Raw genomic sequence first — 18,060 nt, 5'->3', positions numbered from 1 at the left:
ATATAAACTACATTGATAAAGTAAGTTGGGATAGAATGTTGGATTATAAAGAATTATTGACAGCAGTTTACTTTTTATTGTTTATTTGTTTTGTTAATCTATTGGATAGAAAATTACTTCAAGAATTACAGGAGAAAGTCATTCTACAAAAAGAAATTCAATTGCAAAATCTTAGTAATTATAGTCAACAAGTTGAGGGGCTATATCAAGAAATTAGAAGCTTTAGACATGATTATGCTAATATTTTGTCAAGCTTAAAAATAGGTATAGATCAAAAAGATATTAATCTGGTTTCTCAAGTCTATGATGGTGTTTTGAAAAATTCTGGTGAAAAATTAAAAGGTAAGCGTTTTGATGTAGCACATCTAGGAAATATCAATGATTTGGCGCTAAAGAGTTTACTATTATCTAAGTTATCGGAGGCCCAAAACTTATCTGTTCCAGTTTCCCTAGAGATTAGTGAACAGTTCTCTATAAAAAATATGGAACAAATTAACTTCTTAACAATTACTTCTATCTTGTTAGATAATGCTATAGAGTCCGCAGCAGAAGGAGGAATAGCAGTTTGTTTTCTTGAGGATACAGAATGGAATAAATTAGTCATGATTGTAAAAAATTCTACTTTAGAAAGAGAGATAGAATTGAGAGATATATTCAAGCGTGACAATTCTTCAAAAGGAGAAGGTCGGGGTATAGGATTGGCCAATGTTCGGAGAATTTTAAAATCTTATCCAAATGTGTGTTTGAAAACCACAAGTAAAAATTATGTCTTTACACAGATCTTGGAAATAGAACTTTAAAAGAGTCGCCATTCTTAGGATATTCTATAGAATATTTTAAGGGGGACTCTTTTGTTATGACTTTATATACATTATTTTTTAGCTAGTTCCTGTAAATGAGTTAGGAAATAGTCATAACAATAAAACTGGGCAAAAAAGCTAGAGTGACGACTTTACAATATCTAGTAGCGATTTGTGGAATAAATTTTAAAATGGTTTATTTTTAATCTTGAAAGGTTACAAATCATGAAAAAAATACGTTTCGTGATGAAAAAAGTACATTTGAAGACTTTGCGGTAAAAATCTCTTCTTTCCTGCTATAATGAACTTGTCAAAATTATAATCTCATAAAAAACATCTATTATACAGGATGTACTCATCGTGGAAGCAAAACAACAACTTATTTAAAATAGTTTTAAAAAAAGAAGAGGTGCTAATATGTTAAATGAAACTATGATTCAGCTTATACTCATTGCAATTTGTTGTGTGTACATTATTTTTAACACCAAGGTTGATAAAAACCCAAAGAGAGGATATCGTACAGCCTTGTACCTTTTCGTTATGGCTGGTATTATATCCTATATTATGAAATATCTAAATTGGTTAGATTTTTTCTTATTGATAACTCCGATAATGTGTCTATTTAAATTTGAAGATAAGTGGAGTTAGCAACATGTAAATACTTTGTGATAAAAATCGATTTTGTTTTGCTATACTGAACTTGTCAAGGTTATAATCTGACAAAAGATTTCTATTATATACGAGATATTCATCATGGATACAAAAACAATAGAACAAGTTAATGTGCTCAAAGTTGATGCTCTTTCTATTATTGTGTTGAAGGAGGTAAAAATGATTTGGGTTGTATTTCAGGTATGGCAGGGATGACTGAAATAGACTTTTTCTACGCTGGAGCTGCGATTATATGTGGTGCTTCAGCTATGCGAATTTGCTAAAAAGAGAGAGGATGTACAATGAATAGTTCAATGAATCAGTTTTCAATTCTAAAAAACAGTGATTTACAAGAGTACTCTGGTGGATTAAATCCTACTTGTGGAGTATTAGTTGGTATGTCAATTTATATAGGTCTAACTGCATTTACTGGTCCTGTTGGTGTTGCATTGCGATTTCAACAGGTGGGCTAGCGGCAGATAGTTTTTGTAGATAATGAGAAAAGTAATTAGTATATTTTACATTATTTCTCTAGGAGTCTTGTCTTTACTAAAGTCACAAGATATTGTTGATATCATAGCCACTCTACTATTGATTTGTATAGGTTTAAAAGGAATGAACCAAAAGGGAACTTTATAAGGTTTTGTTGACGATACTTTTTCGCGTCATTATATGTTTGGACAATGTTTCATCTGTTAATTTCCAAATTGAGAATGGAGATATTGTAACTAAGTGTGATTTTGAGTCAACTAAAGATGTCATGGTTAATGGTTGGATATCTTCATTGGATAGGAGCTATTGTCTTTCAGGTTATAGAGGATAATTTATGGATAAGAGAACAGAAGAAATTCTCAATAAGGTTTACAATTTGATTTTAGATACAGAGATTCATAAAAATGAACGAGATATTTTATTACGTTATAAAACTCTATTAGAGAATACAAAAAATGAACAGAGAGTTGTCATGGAGTTGGCAGAAGCTCTTCGTCAGCAGGCTGTTAGTGGAATTCATAGTCAGAAATCATTGAGCCCAAAGGTTGCGACATTTTATAAAGAAATTGCCACATATGGAGAATTGAGTAAAAATATAGCTCAAGGATTAATTTCTTTTGGTATAACGAGATAATGAAAAATGAGCAGAAAAAACTTACCGAGTTTGTAACAAGATAAAAAAATAATATAAATGTAAGGAAGTATTCGTGATGCATACAATGGTGAAACGATATGATGTAATGCATGAAGCAATGCTATCAAGAATTGAAGGTGAACTCTCATGCTTTGAGAAGGTATTGTTTCTTTAAGAGGATATGGTGGAGCTATTATAGGCTTTTGGATAGGAACTGAATTTTTTTTCTACGAAATAGAAAGTTGAGGTACAAATGAAGCAGCGTTTAATAATTGCAATTAGTTTTATAATGACTGGGATAGTCATTAACATTTTATTCGAATCAAATACTATTATTCATAAATTTATTGCTATATTAGGTCTGAGTATGTATTATAGAGGTGTTTTTAGAGAGTATAAAAAATATTAAAAGCAATTCAGATTTTGATTTAATTCTGTATATAACAGGATTAAATCCTTTTTGTTTTATGAGAACGAACTATCTAAACAGTAACACTACATTAAAGACTGCAAATTACGCTAAAAAATGGTATAATGATAAAGTTATATAGTCCCGATAAGATGGTAGGTATTCAGCACTAAGAAATTTCCTATCAGTACTTTGTAACTCTATAACACTATTTTTAAGGGGGGACATTTTTATGTCAGAACGTAAATTATTCACGTCTGAATCTGTATCTGAGGGGCATCCAGATAAGATTGCAGACCAAATTTCGGATGCGATTTTGGATGCTATTTTAGCTAAAGATCCAGAGGCGCACGTTGCTGCTGAGACAGCTGTATATACTGGTTCAGTCCATGTTTTTGGTGAAATATCTACAAATGCTTATGTGGATATTAACCGTGTGGTTCGTGATACCATTGCAGAGATTGGCTACACTAATACAGAATATGGTTTTTCTGCTGAGACTGTAGGAGTACATCCATCTTTGGTGGAACAATCTCCTGACATTGCCCAAGGTGTTAACGAAGCCTTGGAGGTTCGTGGAAATGCAGATCAAGATCCGCTGGACTTAATTGGTGCTGGAGACCAAGGTCTCATGTTTGGCTTTGCAGTGGATGAAACAGAAGAGCTCATGCCATTGCCAATCTCACTCAGTCATAAATTAGTTCGTCGTTTGGCAGAACTTCGTAAGTCTGGGGAAATTAGCTATCTTCGCCCAGATGCTAAATCACAAGTTACAGTTGAGTATGATGAAAATGACCGTCCAGTACGTGTGGACACAGTTGTTATTTCAACTCAGCACGATCCAGAAGTCAGCAACGAACAAATTCACAATGATGTCATTAACAAGGTTATCAAAGAGGTTATTCCAGCTTCTTACTTGGATGAGCAAACAAAATTCTTCATCAATCCTACTGGTCGTTTTGTAATCGGTGGACCTCAAGGGGACTCAGGTTTGACTGGTCGTAAGATTATCGTGGATACTTATGGTGGCTACTCCCGTCACGGTGGTGGTGCTTTCTCTGGTAAAGATGCGACTAAGGTGGACCGTTCTGCGTCATATGCGGCTCGCTATATTGCAAAGAATATCGTTGCAGCAGGTCTTGCTAAGAAAGCAGAAGTGCAATTGGCTTACGCTATCGGTGTTGCGCAGCCTGTCTCTGTTCGTATCGATACCTTTGGTACAGGAACAGTAGCTGAAAGCAAGCTTGAAAAAGCAGCCCGTCAAATCTTTGACCTTCGCCCTGCAGGAATTATCCAAATGCTGGACCTCAAGCGCCCAATTTACCGTCAAACAGCGGCTTATGGACACATGGGACGTACAGATATTGATCTTCCATGGGAACGTTTGGACAAGGTAGATGCTTTGAAAGAAGCAGTAAAATAAGATTTTAAGAGGGAGTTCCCCTCTTTTTAATATACTATTTCCTCTAAAATAATTGAAATTATAGCCTGAATTTGATATGATATCTCTATGGATAAAAGTAGAGCAAAACGTGTTGAGCACGATAAAAAGAGAATCGGTTTAATAGCCCTGGTAGCTATCTTTTCAGTAAGTATTTGCGTCCTTGGTTTAATGATTGGATACAAAGTATATACAAAGCAAAGTTTTGAACAAAGGATTGAATCTCTCAAAAAAGAGAAAGATGATCAATTAAGTGAGGGAAATCAGAAAGATCATTTTCGTAAGGGACAAGCAGAAGTAATTGCCTATTATCCTCTCCAAGGGGAGCAAGTCATTTCATCTGTAAAAGAAATCATGACACAGGATATTAAGGAAAATCTGGAAGACAAGGAAAATCTGGTTTTTTATTATACGGAGAAACAGGATTCGACTTTAAAAGGGATTGTCAACCGAAGTGTGATGAAACAAGTCTATGATTTAACTTCGTCAAAAGTTGAAGAGACTGAAAAAACTAGTCTGGCAAAAGTACATTTGACAGAAGATGGTAAACCTTTTACACTTGATCAATTATTTTCAGATCCTAGTAAAGCCAAAGAGCAGTTGTTAAAAGAAATCACCACTTTCTTACAGGATAAGAAATTGGAGCAAGAAAAGATTGATCAAGTTGTTAAAGGCTTCTCTGACCAAGACTTGTCTGCATGGAATTTTGATTACAAGGATAGTCAGATTATCCTTTATCCAAGTCAGTCAGTTGAAAATCTAGATGAGATTGCCTTGCCGGTATCAAGTTTCTTTGAGGTTATTCAGTCCTCTTATTTATTAGATAAGGACGCAGAACTATATAAGGCTTATTATGAAAAGAAAAATCGTAAAGTAGTAGCCTTGACTTTTGATGATGGACCAAATCCTACAACGACAAATCAAGCATTAGATACACTTTCTAAGTATGGTATCAAGGCAACTTTCTTTGTTTTAGGTAAGAATGTTTCTGGCAATGAAGAGATTTTGAAACGAATGAAAGCAGATGGTCATGTCATTGGAAACCATAGTTGGAGCCATCCAGTTCTTTCAAAACTTTCGCTTGATGAAGCTAAAAAACAAATTACTGATACTGAGGATGCGCTAACTAAGGTGCTGGGTTCTAGCTCTAAACTTATGCGTCCGCCTTATGGAGCCATTACAGACGACATTCGCAATAGCCTCGATTTGAGCTTTATTATGTGGGATGTCGATAGTCTGGACTGGAAGAGTAAAAATGAAGCAGCAATTTTGACAGAGATTCAACGTCAAGTTCGTAATGGTTCGATTATCTTAATGCATGATATCCATGCTGAGACAGTAAATGCTCTGCCGAAGGTTATTGACTATTTGAAAGGTCAGGGTTATGACTTTGTGACAATTCCAGATTTGTTAGACTCTCGTCTTAAAGCTCACCAGCTTTACTATGACCGTGATCAATAATACACAAAATCTAAAGAGATAAGTTTTCTTTGAGAATTTGTTTCTTTGGATTTTCTTCACATAGAAAGGAAAAATAATGAAATCTTATACTTTAAATAATGGCGTTCCAATTCCAGTTCTAGGATTTGGAACCTGGAAAGCTGAAAATGGAGAGATTGCCTATCAAGCTGTCCTAGAGGCTTTAAAGGCAGGCTATCGCCATATCGATACGGCAGCTATTTATAAAAATGAAGAAAGCGTTGGTCATGCTATTCAAGATAGTGGCGTTCCGCGTGAGGAAATTTTTGTAACCAGTAAACTCTGGAATACAAATCACACCTATGAGCAAGCTCGTCAGGCTTTTGAAGAGTCTTTAGAGAAGCTGGGCTTGGAATATTTGGATTTGTATTTGATTCATTGGCCAAATCCAAAACCGCTCAGAGAAAATGACCACTGGAAAATCCGAAATGCAGAAGTTTGGAGAGCGATGGAAGACCTCTATCAAGAAGGCAAAATCCGTGCTATTGGAGTTAGTAATTTCCTTCCCCATCATTTAGATGCCTTGCTTGAAACAGCAACTATCGTTCCAGCAGTCAATCAAGTTCGTTTGGCTCCAGGTGTGTATCAAGAGGAAGTCGTAGATTACTGTCGAGAAAAAGGAATCTTATTGGAAGCTTGGGGCCCTTTTGGTCAGGGCGAACTGTTTGATAGCAAGCAAGTGCAAGAAATAGCGCTAAATCACAGAAAATTGGTTGCTCAAATAGCCTTGGCATGGAGCTTGGCAGAAGGATTTTTACCACTTCCGAAATCTGTTACAGCATCTCGTATTCAGGCTAATCTTGATTGCTTTGGAATTGAATTGAGTCATGAGGAGATAGAAACTTTAAAAACAATTGCTGTTCAGTCTGGTGCTCCACGAGTTGATGATATGGATTTCTAGAAAATCATAAAAAGAATTGTACATTGTTCCAATTTTTGATATAATAGTCAACAGGAAAGAAAGTCTTATGGCGTTCTTCAAGCGAGCTTGGGATAGTGGGAGCCAAGTAGGGCAAAATAAAGAACTGGCGCTTTCTGTAGTATTTTCAAAAACAATGAAGTAATAAATTAGGGTGGAACCGCGTTTCTGACGCCCCTAGGTTAAATCAACCTAGGATTGTCGGACGCGGTTCTTTTGCTTATTCAGTCTATTGTGTGAAAGAAAGGAGAGACGTGGAAAACCTTTATCTTGTAAAAGACGATAGTCAACTAGCTGCATTTCGTGATTTTGTAGTAAGAAATACTGAAAAGTTGAAAGATTATCAATCTTTTTTAAAGAATGAACTTGCAGTCTGTGATTTACCGCAAGCCGTTATTTGGTCAAGTTTTAATGCTGCTACACAGATTATTAGGGAAAGTGCTGTTCCAGCCTATACAAATAATAGACGAATGGTTATGACGCCTGATTTAGCTGTTTGGAAAGAGTTGTATTTGTATCAGTTGATGGACTACGAGTGTTCTCAGCAAACTCAAGCAATAGAAAGTCACTATCATTCTTTATCTGAAAATTTCCTCTTACAGATTGTAGGACATGAGTTAGCTCATTGGTCGGAGCATTTTTTAGATGATTTTGATGGTTACGACTCTTATATATGGTTCGAAGAGGGGATGGTTGAATATATTAGTCGCAAGTATTTCTTGACAGAAGAGGAATTTCAAGCGGAAAAAATTTGTAATCAATCTCTTGTAGAACTTTTTCAGAAGAAGTATGGTTGGCATTCATTGAATGATTTTGGTTCTTCGACTTATGATAAGAACTATGCAAGTATTTTTTACGAATACTGGCGTAGTTTTTTGACAATAGATAAGTTGGTAGAAAATCTAGGTAGTGTACAAGCGGTCTTCGATTCTTATCATTTATGGGCAAATACAGATAAAACTCTTCCCTTGTTAAATTGGTTTGTTCAGCAGAAATTAATTGAAAAAGAAATATAAAAACTAAAGGAGTAAACAATGTCTAAAAAATTGACTTTCCAGGAAATCATCCTTACTTTGCAACAATTTTGGAATGACCAAGGTTGTATGCTTATGCAGGCTTATGACAATGAAAAAGGTGCGGGAACAATGAGTCCTTACACTTTCCTTCGTGCTATCGGACCTGAGCCATGGAATGCAGCGTATGTAGAGCCATCACGTCGTCCTGCTGACGGTCGTTACGGGGAAAACCCTAACCGTTTATACCAACACCACCAATTCCAAGTGGTCATGAAGCCATCTCCATCAAATATCCAGGAACTTTACCTTGAGTCTTTGGAAAAATTGGGAATTAATCCTTTGGAACACGATATTCGCTTCGTTGAGGATAACTGGGAAAATCCATCGACTGGATCAGCTGGTCTTGGTTGGGAAGTTTGGCTTGATGGTATGGAAATCACTCAGTTCACTTACTTCCAACAAGTAGGTGGATTGGCAACTGGCCCTGTGACTGCAGAAGTTACTTATGGTTTGGAACGCTTGGCTTCTTATATTCAGGAAGTGGATTCTGTCTATGATATCGAATGGGCTGATGGTGTAAAATACGGAGAAATCTTCATCCAGCCTGAGTACGAACACTCAAAATATTCATTTGAAATTTCGGATCAAGAAATGTTGCTTGAAAACTTTGATAAGTTTGAAAAAGAAGCTGGACGCGCCTTGGAAGAAGGATTGGTGCACCCTGCCTATGACTATGTTCTCAAATGTTCACATACCTTTAACCTTCTTGATGCGCGTGGTGCCGTATCTGTAACAGAGCGCGCAGGCTATATCGCTCGTATTCGTAACCTAGCCCGTGTTGTAGCCAAAACCTTTGTGGCAGAGCGCAAACGCCTAGGCTACCCACTTTTGGATGAAGCAACACGAGCTAAACTCTTAGCAGAAGACGCAGAATAAAGAGAGTGACAAATTACGAAAATGGGCGAACAGTGTGAGCCCTGAACCAGGTGCCGCAGTGATGAAGGTATCCTTAGTGAAGCTAAGGATACTAGGCAAAATTGGAGACTTTTGGCTCCAATTTTAGCAATGAAACAATGAAGTTGGTTGCTTGCGTGCCAATCACATAAGGCAAACTGGAAAATAAAAAGATACTTTTCGGAGAAAAAACATGACAAAAAACTTATTAGTAGAACTCGGTCTTGAAGAATTACCAGCCTATGTTGTCACACCAAGTGAAAAACAACTAGGCGAAAAAATGTCAGCCTTCCTCAAGGAAAACCGCCTGTCTTTTGAAGCTGTTCAAACCTTCTCGACACCACGTCGTTTAGCTGTTCGTGTGACTGGTCTTGCAGATAAACAGTCTGATTTGACTGAAGATTTTAAGGGGCCAGCAAAGAAAATTGCCTTGGATAGTGATGGGAACTTCACCAAAGCAGCTCAAGGATTTGTCCATGGAAAAGGCTTGACTGTTGAAGATATCGAATTCCGTGAAATTAAGGGTGAAGAATATGTCTATGTCACTAAGGAAGAAATTGGTCAAGCAGTTGAAGTCATTGTTCCAGGTGTTGTGGATGTCTTGAAGTCCTTGACTTTCCCTGTCAGCATGCACTGGGCTAACAACACCTTTGAATACATTCGCCCTGTTCATACTTTAACTGTTCTTTTAGATGAAGAAGAGTTTGATTTGGATTTCCTTGATATCAAGGGAGGTCGTGTGAGCCGTGGTCATCGTTTCTTGGGGAAAGAAACCAAAATTCAGTCAGCATTGAGCTATGAAGAAGATCTTCGTGCACAGTTTGTAATCGCAGATCCACGTGAACGTGAGCAAATGATTGTTGACCAAATCAAGGAAATTGAGGCAAAACATGGTGTAAGTATCGAAATTGATGCTGATTTGCTTAATGAAGTCTTGAACTTGGTTGAATACCCAACTGCCTTTATGGGAAGTTTTGATGCCAAATACCTTGACGTTCCAGAAGAAGTCTTGGTAACTTCGATGAAAGAACACCAACGTTACTTTGTTGTTCGTGATCAAGATGGCAAGCTCTTGCCAAACTTCATTTCTGTCCGTAACGGAAATGCAGAGTATTTGGAAAATGTCATCAAAGGAAATGAAAAAGTCTTGGTAGCTCGCTTGGAAGACGGAGAATTCTTCTGGCGTGAAGACCAAAAATTGGTGATTTCAGATCTTGTTGAAAAATTAAACAATGTGACTTTCCATGAGAAAATTGGTTCCCTTCGTGAACACATGATTCGTACGGGTCAGATTGCTATTCTCTTGGCAGAAAAAGCAGGCTTGTCAGCGGATGAAGCGATTGACCTAGCCCGTGCAGCAGCCATTTACAAGTTTGACTTGTTGACTGGGATGGTTGGTGAATTTGACGAGCTCCAAGGAATTATGGGTGAAAAATATGCCCTTCTTGCTGGGGAAACTCCAGCAGTTGCAGCTGCTATTCGTGAACACTACATGCCTACATCAGCCGAAGGAGAACTTCCAGAGAGCAAGGTTGGAGCCATTCTAGCTATTGCAGACAAATTGGATACGATTTTGAGTTTCTTCTCAGTAGGTTTGATTCCATCAGGTTCTAATGACCCGTATGCTCTTCGTCGCGCTACTCAAGGTGTGGTTCGTATCTTGGATGCCTTTGGTTGGCACATTGCTATGGACGAGCTGATTGATAGCCTTTATGCATTGAAATTTGACAGCTTGACTTATGAAAATAAAGCTGAAGTTATGGACTTTATCAAGGCTCGTGTTGATAAGATGATGGGTTCTACTCCAAAAGATATCAAGGAAGCCGTTCTTGCAGGATCAAACTTTGTTGTGGCGGATATGTTGGAAGCAGCAAGTGCTCTCGTAGAAGCAAGCAAGGAAGATGACTTCAAACCATCTGTTGAATCACTTTCTCGTGCCTTTAACTTGGCTGAGAAGGCAGAAGGAGTTGCTACAGTTGATTCAGCTCTCTTTGAGAATGAAGAAGAGAAAAACTTGGCAGAAGCAGTAGAATCACTCGTTTTGTCAGGGACTGCCAGTCAGCAATTGAAACAACTCTTTGCTCTTAGCCCAGTCATTGATGCATTCTTTGAGAATACCATGGTTATGGCCGAAGATCAGGCTGTCCGTCAAAATCGTTTGGCTATCTTGTCTTATTTAACTCAAAAAGCAGCTAAACTTGCACGTTTTAACCAAATCAATACCAAATAAAATCTGTTAAATGGATTAAATCTTATCATAAAGGAGAGAAACATGGATCCTAAAAAAATTGATCGTATTAACGAGCTTGCGAAAAAGAAAAAAACAGAAGGCTTGACCCCAGAAGAAAAAGTAGAACAAGCCAAACTACGTGAGGAGTACATAGAAGGTTATCGTCGCACTGTTCGTCACCACATCGAAGGGATCAAAATTGTGGACGAAGAAGGAAACGATGTTACACCAGAGAAACTACGTCAAGTTCAACGTGAAAAAGGATTACATGGTCGTAGTCTCGATGACCCAAATTCATAATAAATATTCTTTCTTTTAACAAGGATAGATAAAATAATAACCAAAAGACTAGCAGACACAAACTGCTAGTCTTTTGTCACTTAAAAAGGAACCAAAATGGTTCCTAAAACTATTATTAGTTACTTGCGCCAGATGTAGCGTCTGCGCCACCACCGTGACCTCCAGCATCACCTGCATCAGAAGCTCCAGATGTAGCATCTGCATCGCCGTGACCATGTCCGCCAGCAGGAGCTGCAGCATTTCCACCAACTAGACGTTGACCAGTTGTATTGAGGTACCAGTCAAGCCATGGTTGGAAATTAAAGATAATCTCATTAATTCCAGCATATGAACCATCTGGATAGTACATTGCTTGGTAATTATGGGTATTAATAACACCTTCAGGTGTTCCCGGCACAATTGTACGGACATATTCTTGATCCCCGTTACGCAATACGCCGACAACCCATTCAACGTTTTTCATTCTAGAATCTGGCAATGTACCGTGTACTGTTCCTAATCTATTTCCTGATTGAGCACGTACACGTTTACCAAACATTGTATCTGGGTCTTGGTGTGCGTTATTAAAGTACAAGAATTGGTTATTATCATCTGCAAATGTCAACTCAAATGGCATTGCTTTCAAGAACATGTCAATTTGGTTAACTGTCAAGATACCATGGTCTAATTTAACGTAAGTATCTCCAGAAACAGCTCCAACAAGTTCAGCAGCTTTTTCTACCCATTCAGGATCATCTGGATCAACACCTTGAATGGTAGTTGCAATTGAATTTGTACAATATAAATCTTCTGGTGCGATTGGTTTTGGTTTTTTCAATTTTGAAACGACTCCCACATATTTTACAAAGTTGTCTAAACATGTTTCAAGGAAATTAATAGTTCCTTCATTTGTGATATTTCCATCAACATCAAAAGCTTCTTTAGCTTTACCAAGGAGGAATTCATTTCCTGGAAGAGTGTAGGCATTGACACCTGGGGCGTCAAGAATCTTACGAAGGTGAACTTGGGCACGAGAAGTACCTTGGTCGTAGTAAGAAGCACCCACAATCATGACTGGCTTGTTTTCAAATGGATGAACTTCGTATGAAAGCCATTCAAGAACAGATTTAAGGGAAGCTGAGATTGTGTGGTTGTGCTCAGGAGTAGCGATGATAACACCATCAGCACGAGTAATTTTGTTATATAAATAACGTAATTGGAAACTTTCGTCCCATTTTTCGTCTTGGTTAAACATTGGAACTTCGTCAATTTCAAGAACTTCTAATTCAAATTTAAGTTTGAAGTGACGACGGATGAATTCCAAGAGTTTACGGTTATATGATTGATCGTAGTTTGATCCTACAAGTCCAACAAATTTCATTCTTTTTGGTCTCCTATCTTACAAATTTTCCCAGTCAAAGTCTTCAGCATCCTTGCGAAGTAATTCTTGTGCATTGCGCAATTTTTCAGTGATTTTTACAAAGATACGGAAGTCGTCAAAAGTAGCATCCAGTTTTTTTATAACATCAAGATCTACTAGGTCTCCACTTGGGTTGAAGGCTTGAAGAGAATGTGAAAGCAAGAATTCATCTGGAAGGACACTTGCTTTAATTTCTGGAGCATTCAAGATTTGGCGAAGTTGCATTTGAGCACGTGATGAACCAAGTGTACCGTAAGAAGCACCTGTAATCATGATTGGTTTGTTCAAAAGTGGATAGATACCATAAGACAACCAAGCAAGAGCGCTCATTAAAACAGCTGGGATAGAGTGGTCATACTCAGGAGTACCGATAATAACACCATCTGCCTCTTCAATTTTAGCAGCAATTTCTAAAATTTCAGCAGGTACTTGCTTGTCAGCTGGTTTATTGAAGACAGGAATGTCTTTAATTTCAACAAGTTCAATTTCAGCTTTTTCAGCAAAGTGTTTTTGCATGTATTGAAGCAATTGACGGTTTGTAGAACGTTTTGAATTTGTTCCAACAATAGCAATAAGTTTTAACATGAGATTTCCTTTCTCTTTTTACATAATACGATTTTAAAACTCCATTGAAACATCCATTTCTATAGAGTAGGAATTCCTGAAGAACAACTTAGGTGACCTTCCTTATCGATGAGGATAGCTTCGATGCCCTCTAAACTTTCGACTTGCCAGAGGATAGAAGCAGGTCTTTCTCCAAATAAACGAGTTGTCCATATTTCACCATCAACTGATTTATCAGAGATAATTGTGAGACTAGCAAGTTCCGTTTCAATAGGATATCCTGTATGACTGTCAAAAATGTGATGGTAATCTTTTCCATCGACTGTCAGGTGACGTTCATAAATGCCTGAAGTCACGACAGATTTATTGACAACCGGGATGGTCATTAAGTGATTTCCCCTCGGATTAGCTGGGTCTTGAATCCCGATTTGCCAAGGCTGATTTCCTCTTGCCTGATTTTTTCCAATAGTCAGGATATTCCCTCCCAGATTGATCAAGGCAGATGTCACTCCCTCTTCTCTAAGAAATTGGGCAACTTTATCCGCACTATAACCCTTGGCTAAACAACCAAGATCGATCTTCATTCCTTTTTGTTTTAAAAACACAGTGGAAGTGGAAGAATCTAACTCGATATAATGAGGATTGATTAAAGGTAGCACCGATTCAATTTCTTGAGGCTGGGCGACCTTGGCATCTGAAAAACCGATGCGCCAGGTCTGAATCAAGGGACCAATGCTGATGTTGAGATGACTAGAGGGCGCTAGGCTATGCTCTAATCCAAGTGAAATCAATTCAAACAAATCAGGATGAACTTTGACTGGAGCTATTCCAGCTTGATGATTGATTTTCATCAACTCCGATTCTTGACTATTGGCATTGAAGCGGTATTCAAGCTCTTTGAGTAAATCAAAGGATTTTTGGAGCAAGATATCTGCTCGCTCATCCACTAATGAAATAGTGATAGTGGTTCCCATTAGGCGTTCAGAATGTGAACTTAGAGGCAAGCTACCAACTCCTTTCTCTTATGAAAAGAAGGTTGAAACATAGTAAATTTATGAAAAATGAACCCCTTACATTTTCTTTCCATGATACTAGCATACCATAAAGTCAGCGTTTTCACAAATAAAATTTGTAAACTTGTCAAGAAATATGCTCAGAAAATATAAAGAGTAATTGTAAGAAAGGCTGATAAAATACAGATTATTTACATTTTTTTACAAAAAAATCGGGAAAATTAGCTAAACTCTTGTAAACGCTAACAGTAAATGTTATACTAGAAGAGTAAATTTTAAATTAAAGGTAGGAATTTTTCTATGAGTAAAATCGTTGTAGTTGGTGCTAACCACGCTGGTACAGCATGTATTAATACTATGTTGGATAATTTTGGTAATGAGAACGAAATTGTTGTATTCGACCAAAACTCTAACATCTCTTTCCTAGGATGTGGAATGGCCCTTTGGATTGGTGAACAAATTGACGGTGCTGAAGGCTTGTTCTATTCTGATAAAGAAAAATTGGAAGCTAAGGGTGCTAAGGTTTACATGAATTCACCAGTTCTTTCAATCGACTATGATAACAAAGTAGTTACAGCTGAAGTTGAAGGAAAAGAACACAAAGAATCATACGAGAAATTGATTTTTGCTACGGGTTCTACACCAATCTTGCCACCAATCGAAGGTGTTGAAATTGTTAAAGGAAACCGCGAATTTAAAGCAACTCTTGAAAACGTACAATTCGTGAAATTGTACCAAAATGCTGAAGAAGTTATCAATAAACTTGCTGACAAGAGCCAACACCTCGACCGTATTGCCGTTGTTGGTGGTGGTTACATCGGTGTTGAACTTGCTGAAGCCTTTGAGCGTCTTGGAAAAGAAGTTGTCCTTGTTGATATCGTTGATACTGTTTTGAACGGTTACTATGACAAAGACTTCACACAAATGATGGCGAAGAACTTGGAAGACCACAACATTCGCTTGGCTCTTGGTCAAACTGTTAAAGCAATCGAGGGTGACGGTAAAGTTGAACGCTTGATTACTGATAAAGAAACTTTCGATGTGGATATGGTTATCCTTGCAGTTGGTTTCCGTCCAAATACTGCTCTTGCTGATGGTAAGATTGAACTCTTCCGTAACGGTGCTTTCCTTGTAAACAAGAAACAAGAAACTTCACTTCCCGGTGTATTTGCTGTTGGAGACTGTGCGACTGTTTATGACAACGCTCGTAAAGATACAAGCTACATCGCACTTGCTTCAAACGCAGTTCGTACTGGTATTGTTGGTGCTTACAATGCTTGTGGACATGAATTGGAAGGAATCGGTGTTCAAGGTTCAAACGGTATCTCAATCTACGGTCTTCACATGGTTTCAACTGGTTTGACTCTTGAAAAAGCTAAAGCTGCTGGTTACAACGCAACTGAAACAGGATTTAACGATCTTCAAAAACCAGAATTCATGAAACATGATAACCATGAAGTAGCCATCAAGATTGTCTTTGACAAAGATAGTCGTGAAATTCTTGGTGCACAAATGGTTTCACATGACCCTGCGATTAGTATGGGAATTCACATGTTCTCACTTGCTATTCAAGAGCATGTAACAATTGAAAAATTGGCTTTGACTGACCTATTCTTCTTGCCACACTTTAATAAACCATACAACTACATTACAATGGCTGCCCTTACAGCTGAAAAATAAAAATGAATGAACTATCTGGCCTTAAGTTAAGGTCAGATAGTTTTTTAGTCAATCTGTACCCATGCAATTATCGTTTTTTTATCTTGTGATTCATTCTAATCTGACTTAAAATTAAATGGTAGCTACCAATACAAATGATGGGGATAAAGAAATGACTGAAAATCGTTATGAATTAAATAAAAACTTAGCACAAATGCTTAAAGGTGGCGTTATCATGGATGTTCAAAATCCTGAACAAGCCCGTATCGCAGAAGCTGCTGGTGCAGCAGCTGTTATGGCCTTGGAGCGGATTCCGGCTGATATTCGTGCAGCTGGTGGGGTTTCCCGCATGAGTGACCCAAAGATGATTAAGGAAATCCAAGAAGCGGTTAGTATTCCAGTAATGGCCAAGGTCAGAATCGGGCATTTTGTTGAGGCTCAGATTTTAGAGGCTATTGAAATTGACTATATCGATGAGAGTGAAGTTCTATCTCCAGCTGACGACCGTTTCCATGTGGACAAGAAAGAATTCCAAGTTCCTTTTGTATGTGGGGCTAAGGACTTGGGTGAAGCCTTGCGTCGTATCGCTGAAGGTGCTTCTATGATTCGTACAAAAGGAGAACCGGGTACGGGGGATATCGTCCAAGCTGTTCGTCATATGCGTATGATGAATCAGGAAATTCGCCGCATTCAAAACCTACGTGAGGACGAACTTTATGTTGCTGCTAAGGACTTGCAAGTCCCTGTAGAATTGGTTCAATACGTTCATGAATATGGGAAATTACCAGTTGTAAACTTTGCGGCTGGAGGCGTTGCAACGCCAGCAGATGCGGCGTTAATGATGCAATTAGGGGCAGAAGGTGTATTTGTCGGTTCAGGTATTTTCAAGTCAGGAGATCCTGTTAAACGAGCGAGTGCTATTGTCAAAGCGGTGACTAATTTCCGAAATCCTCAAATCTTGGCTCAAATCTCTGAAGATTTAGGAGAAGCCATGGTTGGTATCAATGAAAATGAGATCCAAATCCTCATGGCTGAGCGAGGAAAATAGATGAAAATCGGAATATTGGCCTTGCAAGGGGCCTTTGCAGAACATGCAAAAGTGCTAGATCAATTAGGTGTCGAAAGTGTTGAAATCAGAAATTTAGAGGATTTTCAGCAAAATCAGAGTGACTTGGCGGGTTTGATACTACCTGGTGGGGAATCTACAACCATGGGCAAGCTCTTACGTGAGCAGGACATGCTGATTCCCATTCGAGAAGCCATACTTTCTGGACTTCCCGTTTTTGGTACTTGCGCAGGCTTGATTCTCTTAGCTAGGGAAATTACTTCTCAGGAAGAGAGTCATCTAGGAACTATGGATATGGTGGTCGAGCGCAATGCCTATGGGCGCCAATTAGGAAGTTTCTACACGGAAGCAGAATGTAAGGGAGTTGGTCAGATTCCAATGACCTTTATCCGTGGTCCAATTATCAGTAGTGTTGGAGAGGGTGTAGAAATTCTAGCAAGAGTTGATAATCAAATCGTTGCAGCCCAAGAAAAAAATATGCTGGTAACCTCTTTTCATCCAGAATTGACTGATGATGTGCGCTTGCACCAGTACTTTATCAATATGTGTAAAGAAAAAAGACAGTAAAAAAGCTCAAAAAATCACTTCCTGTGCTATACTGTAATTGAAATTTTTTTAATTTGGGTGTTAGGACTGTTTTCTCAGTTCTAGCGCCTTTTCTTTTTGATAAGTCTGGTTAGTGGAGAGTAGTTTGTAAATGATTCTGAGAATCTTATGAGCACAAGCAATGACGGCTTTCATCTTGCTTCCTCTTTAGGAAATTCGATTGTAAAACTCTAAGCAGGCAGAGCCTGCTTAGAGTTTTACATATGCTACTGTCTTCGTTATAGCTAACTTTAATTCTCATTTATTAAGTATACCTAAGTTTTATGTTTAAATTTTGTATAGAATAGCTGTACCTCTTAAGAAAGCTATGTTTACGCTTTCAATCAAGCATCATTTATGATACTATTATGGTAATAGAAAAAATTCTTAGTATGCTAAAGACCTTTATTCGAGTTCCAGAGGAAATAGAAATTTTATCCATTAAAAAT

At 37.9% G+C, this 18,060-nt stretch carries 16 protein-coding genes; 13 read left to right on the top strand and 3 right to left on the bottom strand.

Annotation, left to right across the window (positions count from 1 at the left end; all coding sequences use genetic code 11):
* The 10 genes from D8836_RS06115 to D8836_RS06060 all read left to right on the top strand — a co-directional run.
* Nucleotides 1-800, top strand: an 800-nt coding sequence (locus D8836_RS06115) for a GHKL domain-containing protein (protein WP_125393443.1), incomplete at its 5' end; no start/stop codon positions are given.
* Nucleotides 801-1,753: 953 nt separating this feature from the next.
* Complete coding sequence (locus D8836_RS06105) at nucleotides 1,754-1,924, top strand: bacteriocin secretion protein (protein ID WP_125393441.1); 171 nt, start codon at nucleotides 1,754-1,756, stop codon at nucleotides 1,922-1,924.
* Nucleotides 1,925-2,277: 353 nt separating this feature from the next.
* On the top strand, nucleotides 2,278-2,577 hold the full coding sequence (locus D8836_RS06095; protein WP_045607191.1) for a bacteriocin immunity family protein: 300 nt from the start codon (nucleotides 2,278-2,280) through the stop codon (nucleotides 2,575-2,577).
* A gap of 641 nt (nucleotides 2,578-3,218) precedes the next feature.
* Nucleotides 3,219-4,409: a methionine adenosyltransferase gene (metK, locus tag D8836_RS06090; RefSeq protein WP_000003942.1), complete on the top strand. Its 1,191-nt coding sequence runs from the start codon at nucleotides 3,219-3,221 to the stop codon at nucleotides 4,407-4,409.
* Between the two features lie 87 nt (nucleotides 4,410-4,496).
* Nucleotides 4,497-5,888, top strand: coding sequence for a peptidoglycan-N-acetylglucosamine deacetylase PgdA (gene pgdA, locus D8836_RS06085; RefSeq protein ID WP_125393440.1), 1,392 nt, complete (start codon nucleotides 4,497-4,499; stop codon nucleotides 5,886-5,888).
* A 76-nt stretch (nucleotides 5,889-5,964) separates the two neighbouring features.
* Nucleotides 5,965-6,807 carry an aldo/keto reductase gene (locus tag D8836_RS06080; RefSeq protein ID WP_125393439.1) on the top strand — a complete coding sequence of 281 codons (843 nt, stop codon included), beginning with the start codon at nucleotides 5,965-5,967 and terminating at the stop codon, nucleotides 6,805-6,807.
* A gap of 272 nt (nucleotides 6,808-7,079) precedes the next feature.
* Complete coding sequence (locus tag D8836_RS06075; protein ID WP_125393438.1) at nucleotides 7,080-7,841, top strand: elongation factor Tu; 762 nt, start codon at nucleotides 7,080-7,082, stop codon at nucleotides 7,839-7,841.
* Nucleotides 7,842-7,859: 18 nt separating this feature from the next.
* Nucleotides 7,860-8,777, top strand: coding sequence for a glycine--tRNA ligase subunit alpha (glyQ, locus tag D8836_RS06070; protein WP_000038733.1), 918 nt, complete (start codon nucleotides 7,860-7,862; stop codon nucleotides 8,775-8,777).
* A gap of 211 nt (nucleotides 8,778-8,988) precedes the next feature.
* On the top strand, nucleotides 8,989-11,025 hold the full coding sequence (glyS, locus tag D8836_RS06065; protein WP_125393437.1) for a glycine--tRNA ligase subunit beta: 2,037 nt from the start codon (nucleotides 8,989-8,991) through the stop codon (nucleotides 11,023-11,025).
* Between the two features lie 42 nt (nucleotides 11,026-11,067).
* The gene (locus tag D8836_RS06060; protein WP_000371299.1) at nucleotides 11,068-11,325 is read left to right on the top strand and encodes a DUF896 family protein; all 258 of its coding nucleotides are present in this window, start codon (nucleotides 11,068-11,070) and stop codon (nucleotides 11,323-11,325) included.
* Between the two features lie 115 nt (nucleotides 11,326-11,440).
* Here D8836_RS06060 and D8836_RS06055 read toward each other — a convergent pair whose 3' ends face one another.
* The 3 genes from D8836_RS06055 to D8836_RS06045 are packed head-to-tail and all read right to left on the bottom strand — an operon-like array spanning nucleotide 11,441 to nucleotide 14,292.
* Nucleotides 11,441-12,685, bottom strand: coding sequence for an NAD(P)H-dependent oxidoreductase (locus D8836_RS06055; protein ID WP_125393436.1), 1,245 nt, complete (start codon nucleotides 12,683-12,685; stop codon nucleotides 11,441-11,443).
* 18 nt (nucleotides 12,686-12,703) lie between these two features.
* Nucleotides 12,704-13,309: an NADPH-dependent FMN reductase gene (locus D8836_RS06050; RefSeq protein ID WP_000915952.1), complete on the bottom strand. Its 606-nt coding sequence runs from the start codon at nucleotides 13,307-13,309 to the stop codon at nucleotides 12,704-12,706.
* A gap of 59 nt (nucleotides 13,310-13,368) precedes the next feature.
* Nucleotides 13,369-14,292, bottom strand: coding sequence for an FAD:protein FMN transferase (locus D8836_RS06045; protein WP_125393435.1), 924 nt, complete (start codon nucleotides 14,290-14,292; stop codon nucleotides 13,369-13,371).
* A 309-nt stretch (nucleotides 14,293-14,601) separates the two neighbouring features.
* On the opposite strand from D8836_RS06045, the gene nox reads away from it, so the two are divergent.
* The 3 genes from nox (at nucleotide 14,602) to pdxT (ending at nucleotide 17,593) form a co-directional block, all read left to right on the top strand.
* The gene (gene nox, locus D8836_RS06040) at nucleotides 14,602-15,981 is read left to right on the top strand and encodes a H2O-forming NADH oxidase (protein WP_084926629.1); all 1,380 of its coding nucleotides are present in this window, start codon (nucleotides 14,602-14,604) and stop codon (nucleotides 15,979-15,981) included.
* A 151-nt stretch (nucleotides 15,982-16,132) separates the two neighbouring features.
* Entirely contained in the window at nucleotides 16,133-17,008 is an 876-nt protein-coding gene (gene pdxS, locus D8836_RS06035) for a pyridoxal 5'-phosphate synthase lyase subunit PdxS (protein WP_084886814.1), read from the top strand.
* The gene (gene pdxT, locus D8836_RS06030) at nucleotides 17,009-17,593 is read left to right on the top strand and encodes a pyridoxal 5'-phosphate synthase glutaminase subunit PdxT (protein ID WP_125393434.1); all 585 of its coding nucleotides are present in this window, start codon (nucleotides 17,009-17,011) and stop codon (nucleotides 17,591-17,593) included.
* The last annotated feature ends 467 nt before the right edge of the window (nucleotides 17,594-18,060 follow it).

It is taken from the genome of Streptococcus mitis (genome assembly GCF_003942995.1).
GTDB lineage: Bacteria > Bacillota > Bacilli > Lactobacillales > Streptococcaceae > Streptococcus > Streptococcus mitis_CV.
Note: the sequence above shows the minus strand (reverse complement) of the source record. Positions and strands in the feature narration are given on the sequence as shown.

What these genes read in the sequence shown, in the direction of transcription:
- D8836_RS06105 (WP_125393441.1), top strand. Translation starts at nt 1,754, where the DNA reads ATGAATAGTTCAATGAATCAGTTTTCAATTCTAAAAAACAGTGATTTA.
- D8836_RS06095 (WP_045607191.1), top strand. Translation starts at nt 2,278, where the DNA reads ATGGATAAGAGAACAGAAGAAATTCTCAATAAGGTTTACAATTTGATT.
- metK (WP_000003942.1), top strand. Translation starts at nt 3,219, where the DNA reads ATGTCAGAACGTAAATTATTCACGTCTGAATCTGTATCTGAGGGGCAT.
- pgdA (WP_125393440.1), top strand. Translation starts at nt 4,497, where the DNA reads ATGGATAAAAGTAGAGCAAAACGTGTTGAGCACGATAAAAAGAGAATC.
- D8836_RS06080 (WP_125393439.1), top strand. Translation starts at nt 5,965, where the DNA reads ATGAAATCTTATACTTTAAATAATGGCGTTCCAATTCCAGTTCTAGGA.
- glyQ (WP_000038733.1), top strand. Translation starts at nt 7,860, where the DNA reads ATGTCTAAAAAATTGACTTTCCAGGAAATCATCCTTACTTTGCAACAA.
- glyS (WP_125393437.1), top strand. Translation starts at nt 8,989, where the DNA reads ATGACAAAAAACTTATTAGTAGAACTCGGTCTTGAAGAATTACCAGCC.
- D8836_RS06060 (WP_000371299.1), top strand. Translation starts at nt 11,068, where the DNA reads ATGGATCCTAAAAAAATTGATCGTATTAACGAGCTTGCGAAAAAGAAA.
- D8836_RS06055 (WP_125393436.1), bottom strand. Translation starts at nt 12,685, where the DNA reads ATGAAATTTGTTGGACTTGTAGGATCAAACTACGATCAATCATATAAC.
- D8836_RS06050 (WP_000915952.1), bottom strand. Translation starts at nt 13,309, where the DNA reads ATGTTAAAACTTATTGCTATTGTTGGAACAAATTCAAAACGTTCTACA.
- nox (WP_084926629.1), top strand. Translation starts at nt 14,602, where the DNA reads ATGAGTAAAATCGTTGTAGTTGGTGCTAACCACGCTGGTACAGCATGT.
- pdxS (WP_084886814.1), top strand. Translation starts at nt 16,133, where the DNA reads ATGACTGAAAATCGTTATGAATTAAATAAAAACTTAGCACAAATGCTT.
- pdxT (WP_125393434.1), top strand. Translation starts at nt 17,009, where the DNA reads ATGAAAATCGGAATATTGGCCTTGCAAGGGGCCTTTGCAGAACATGCA.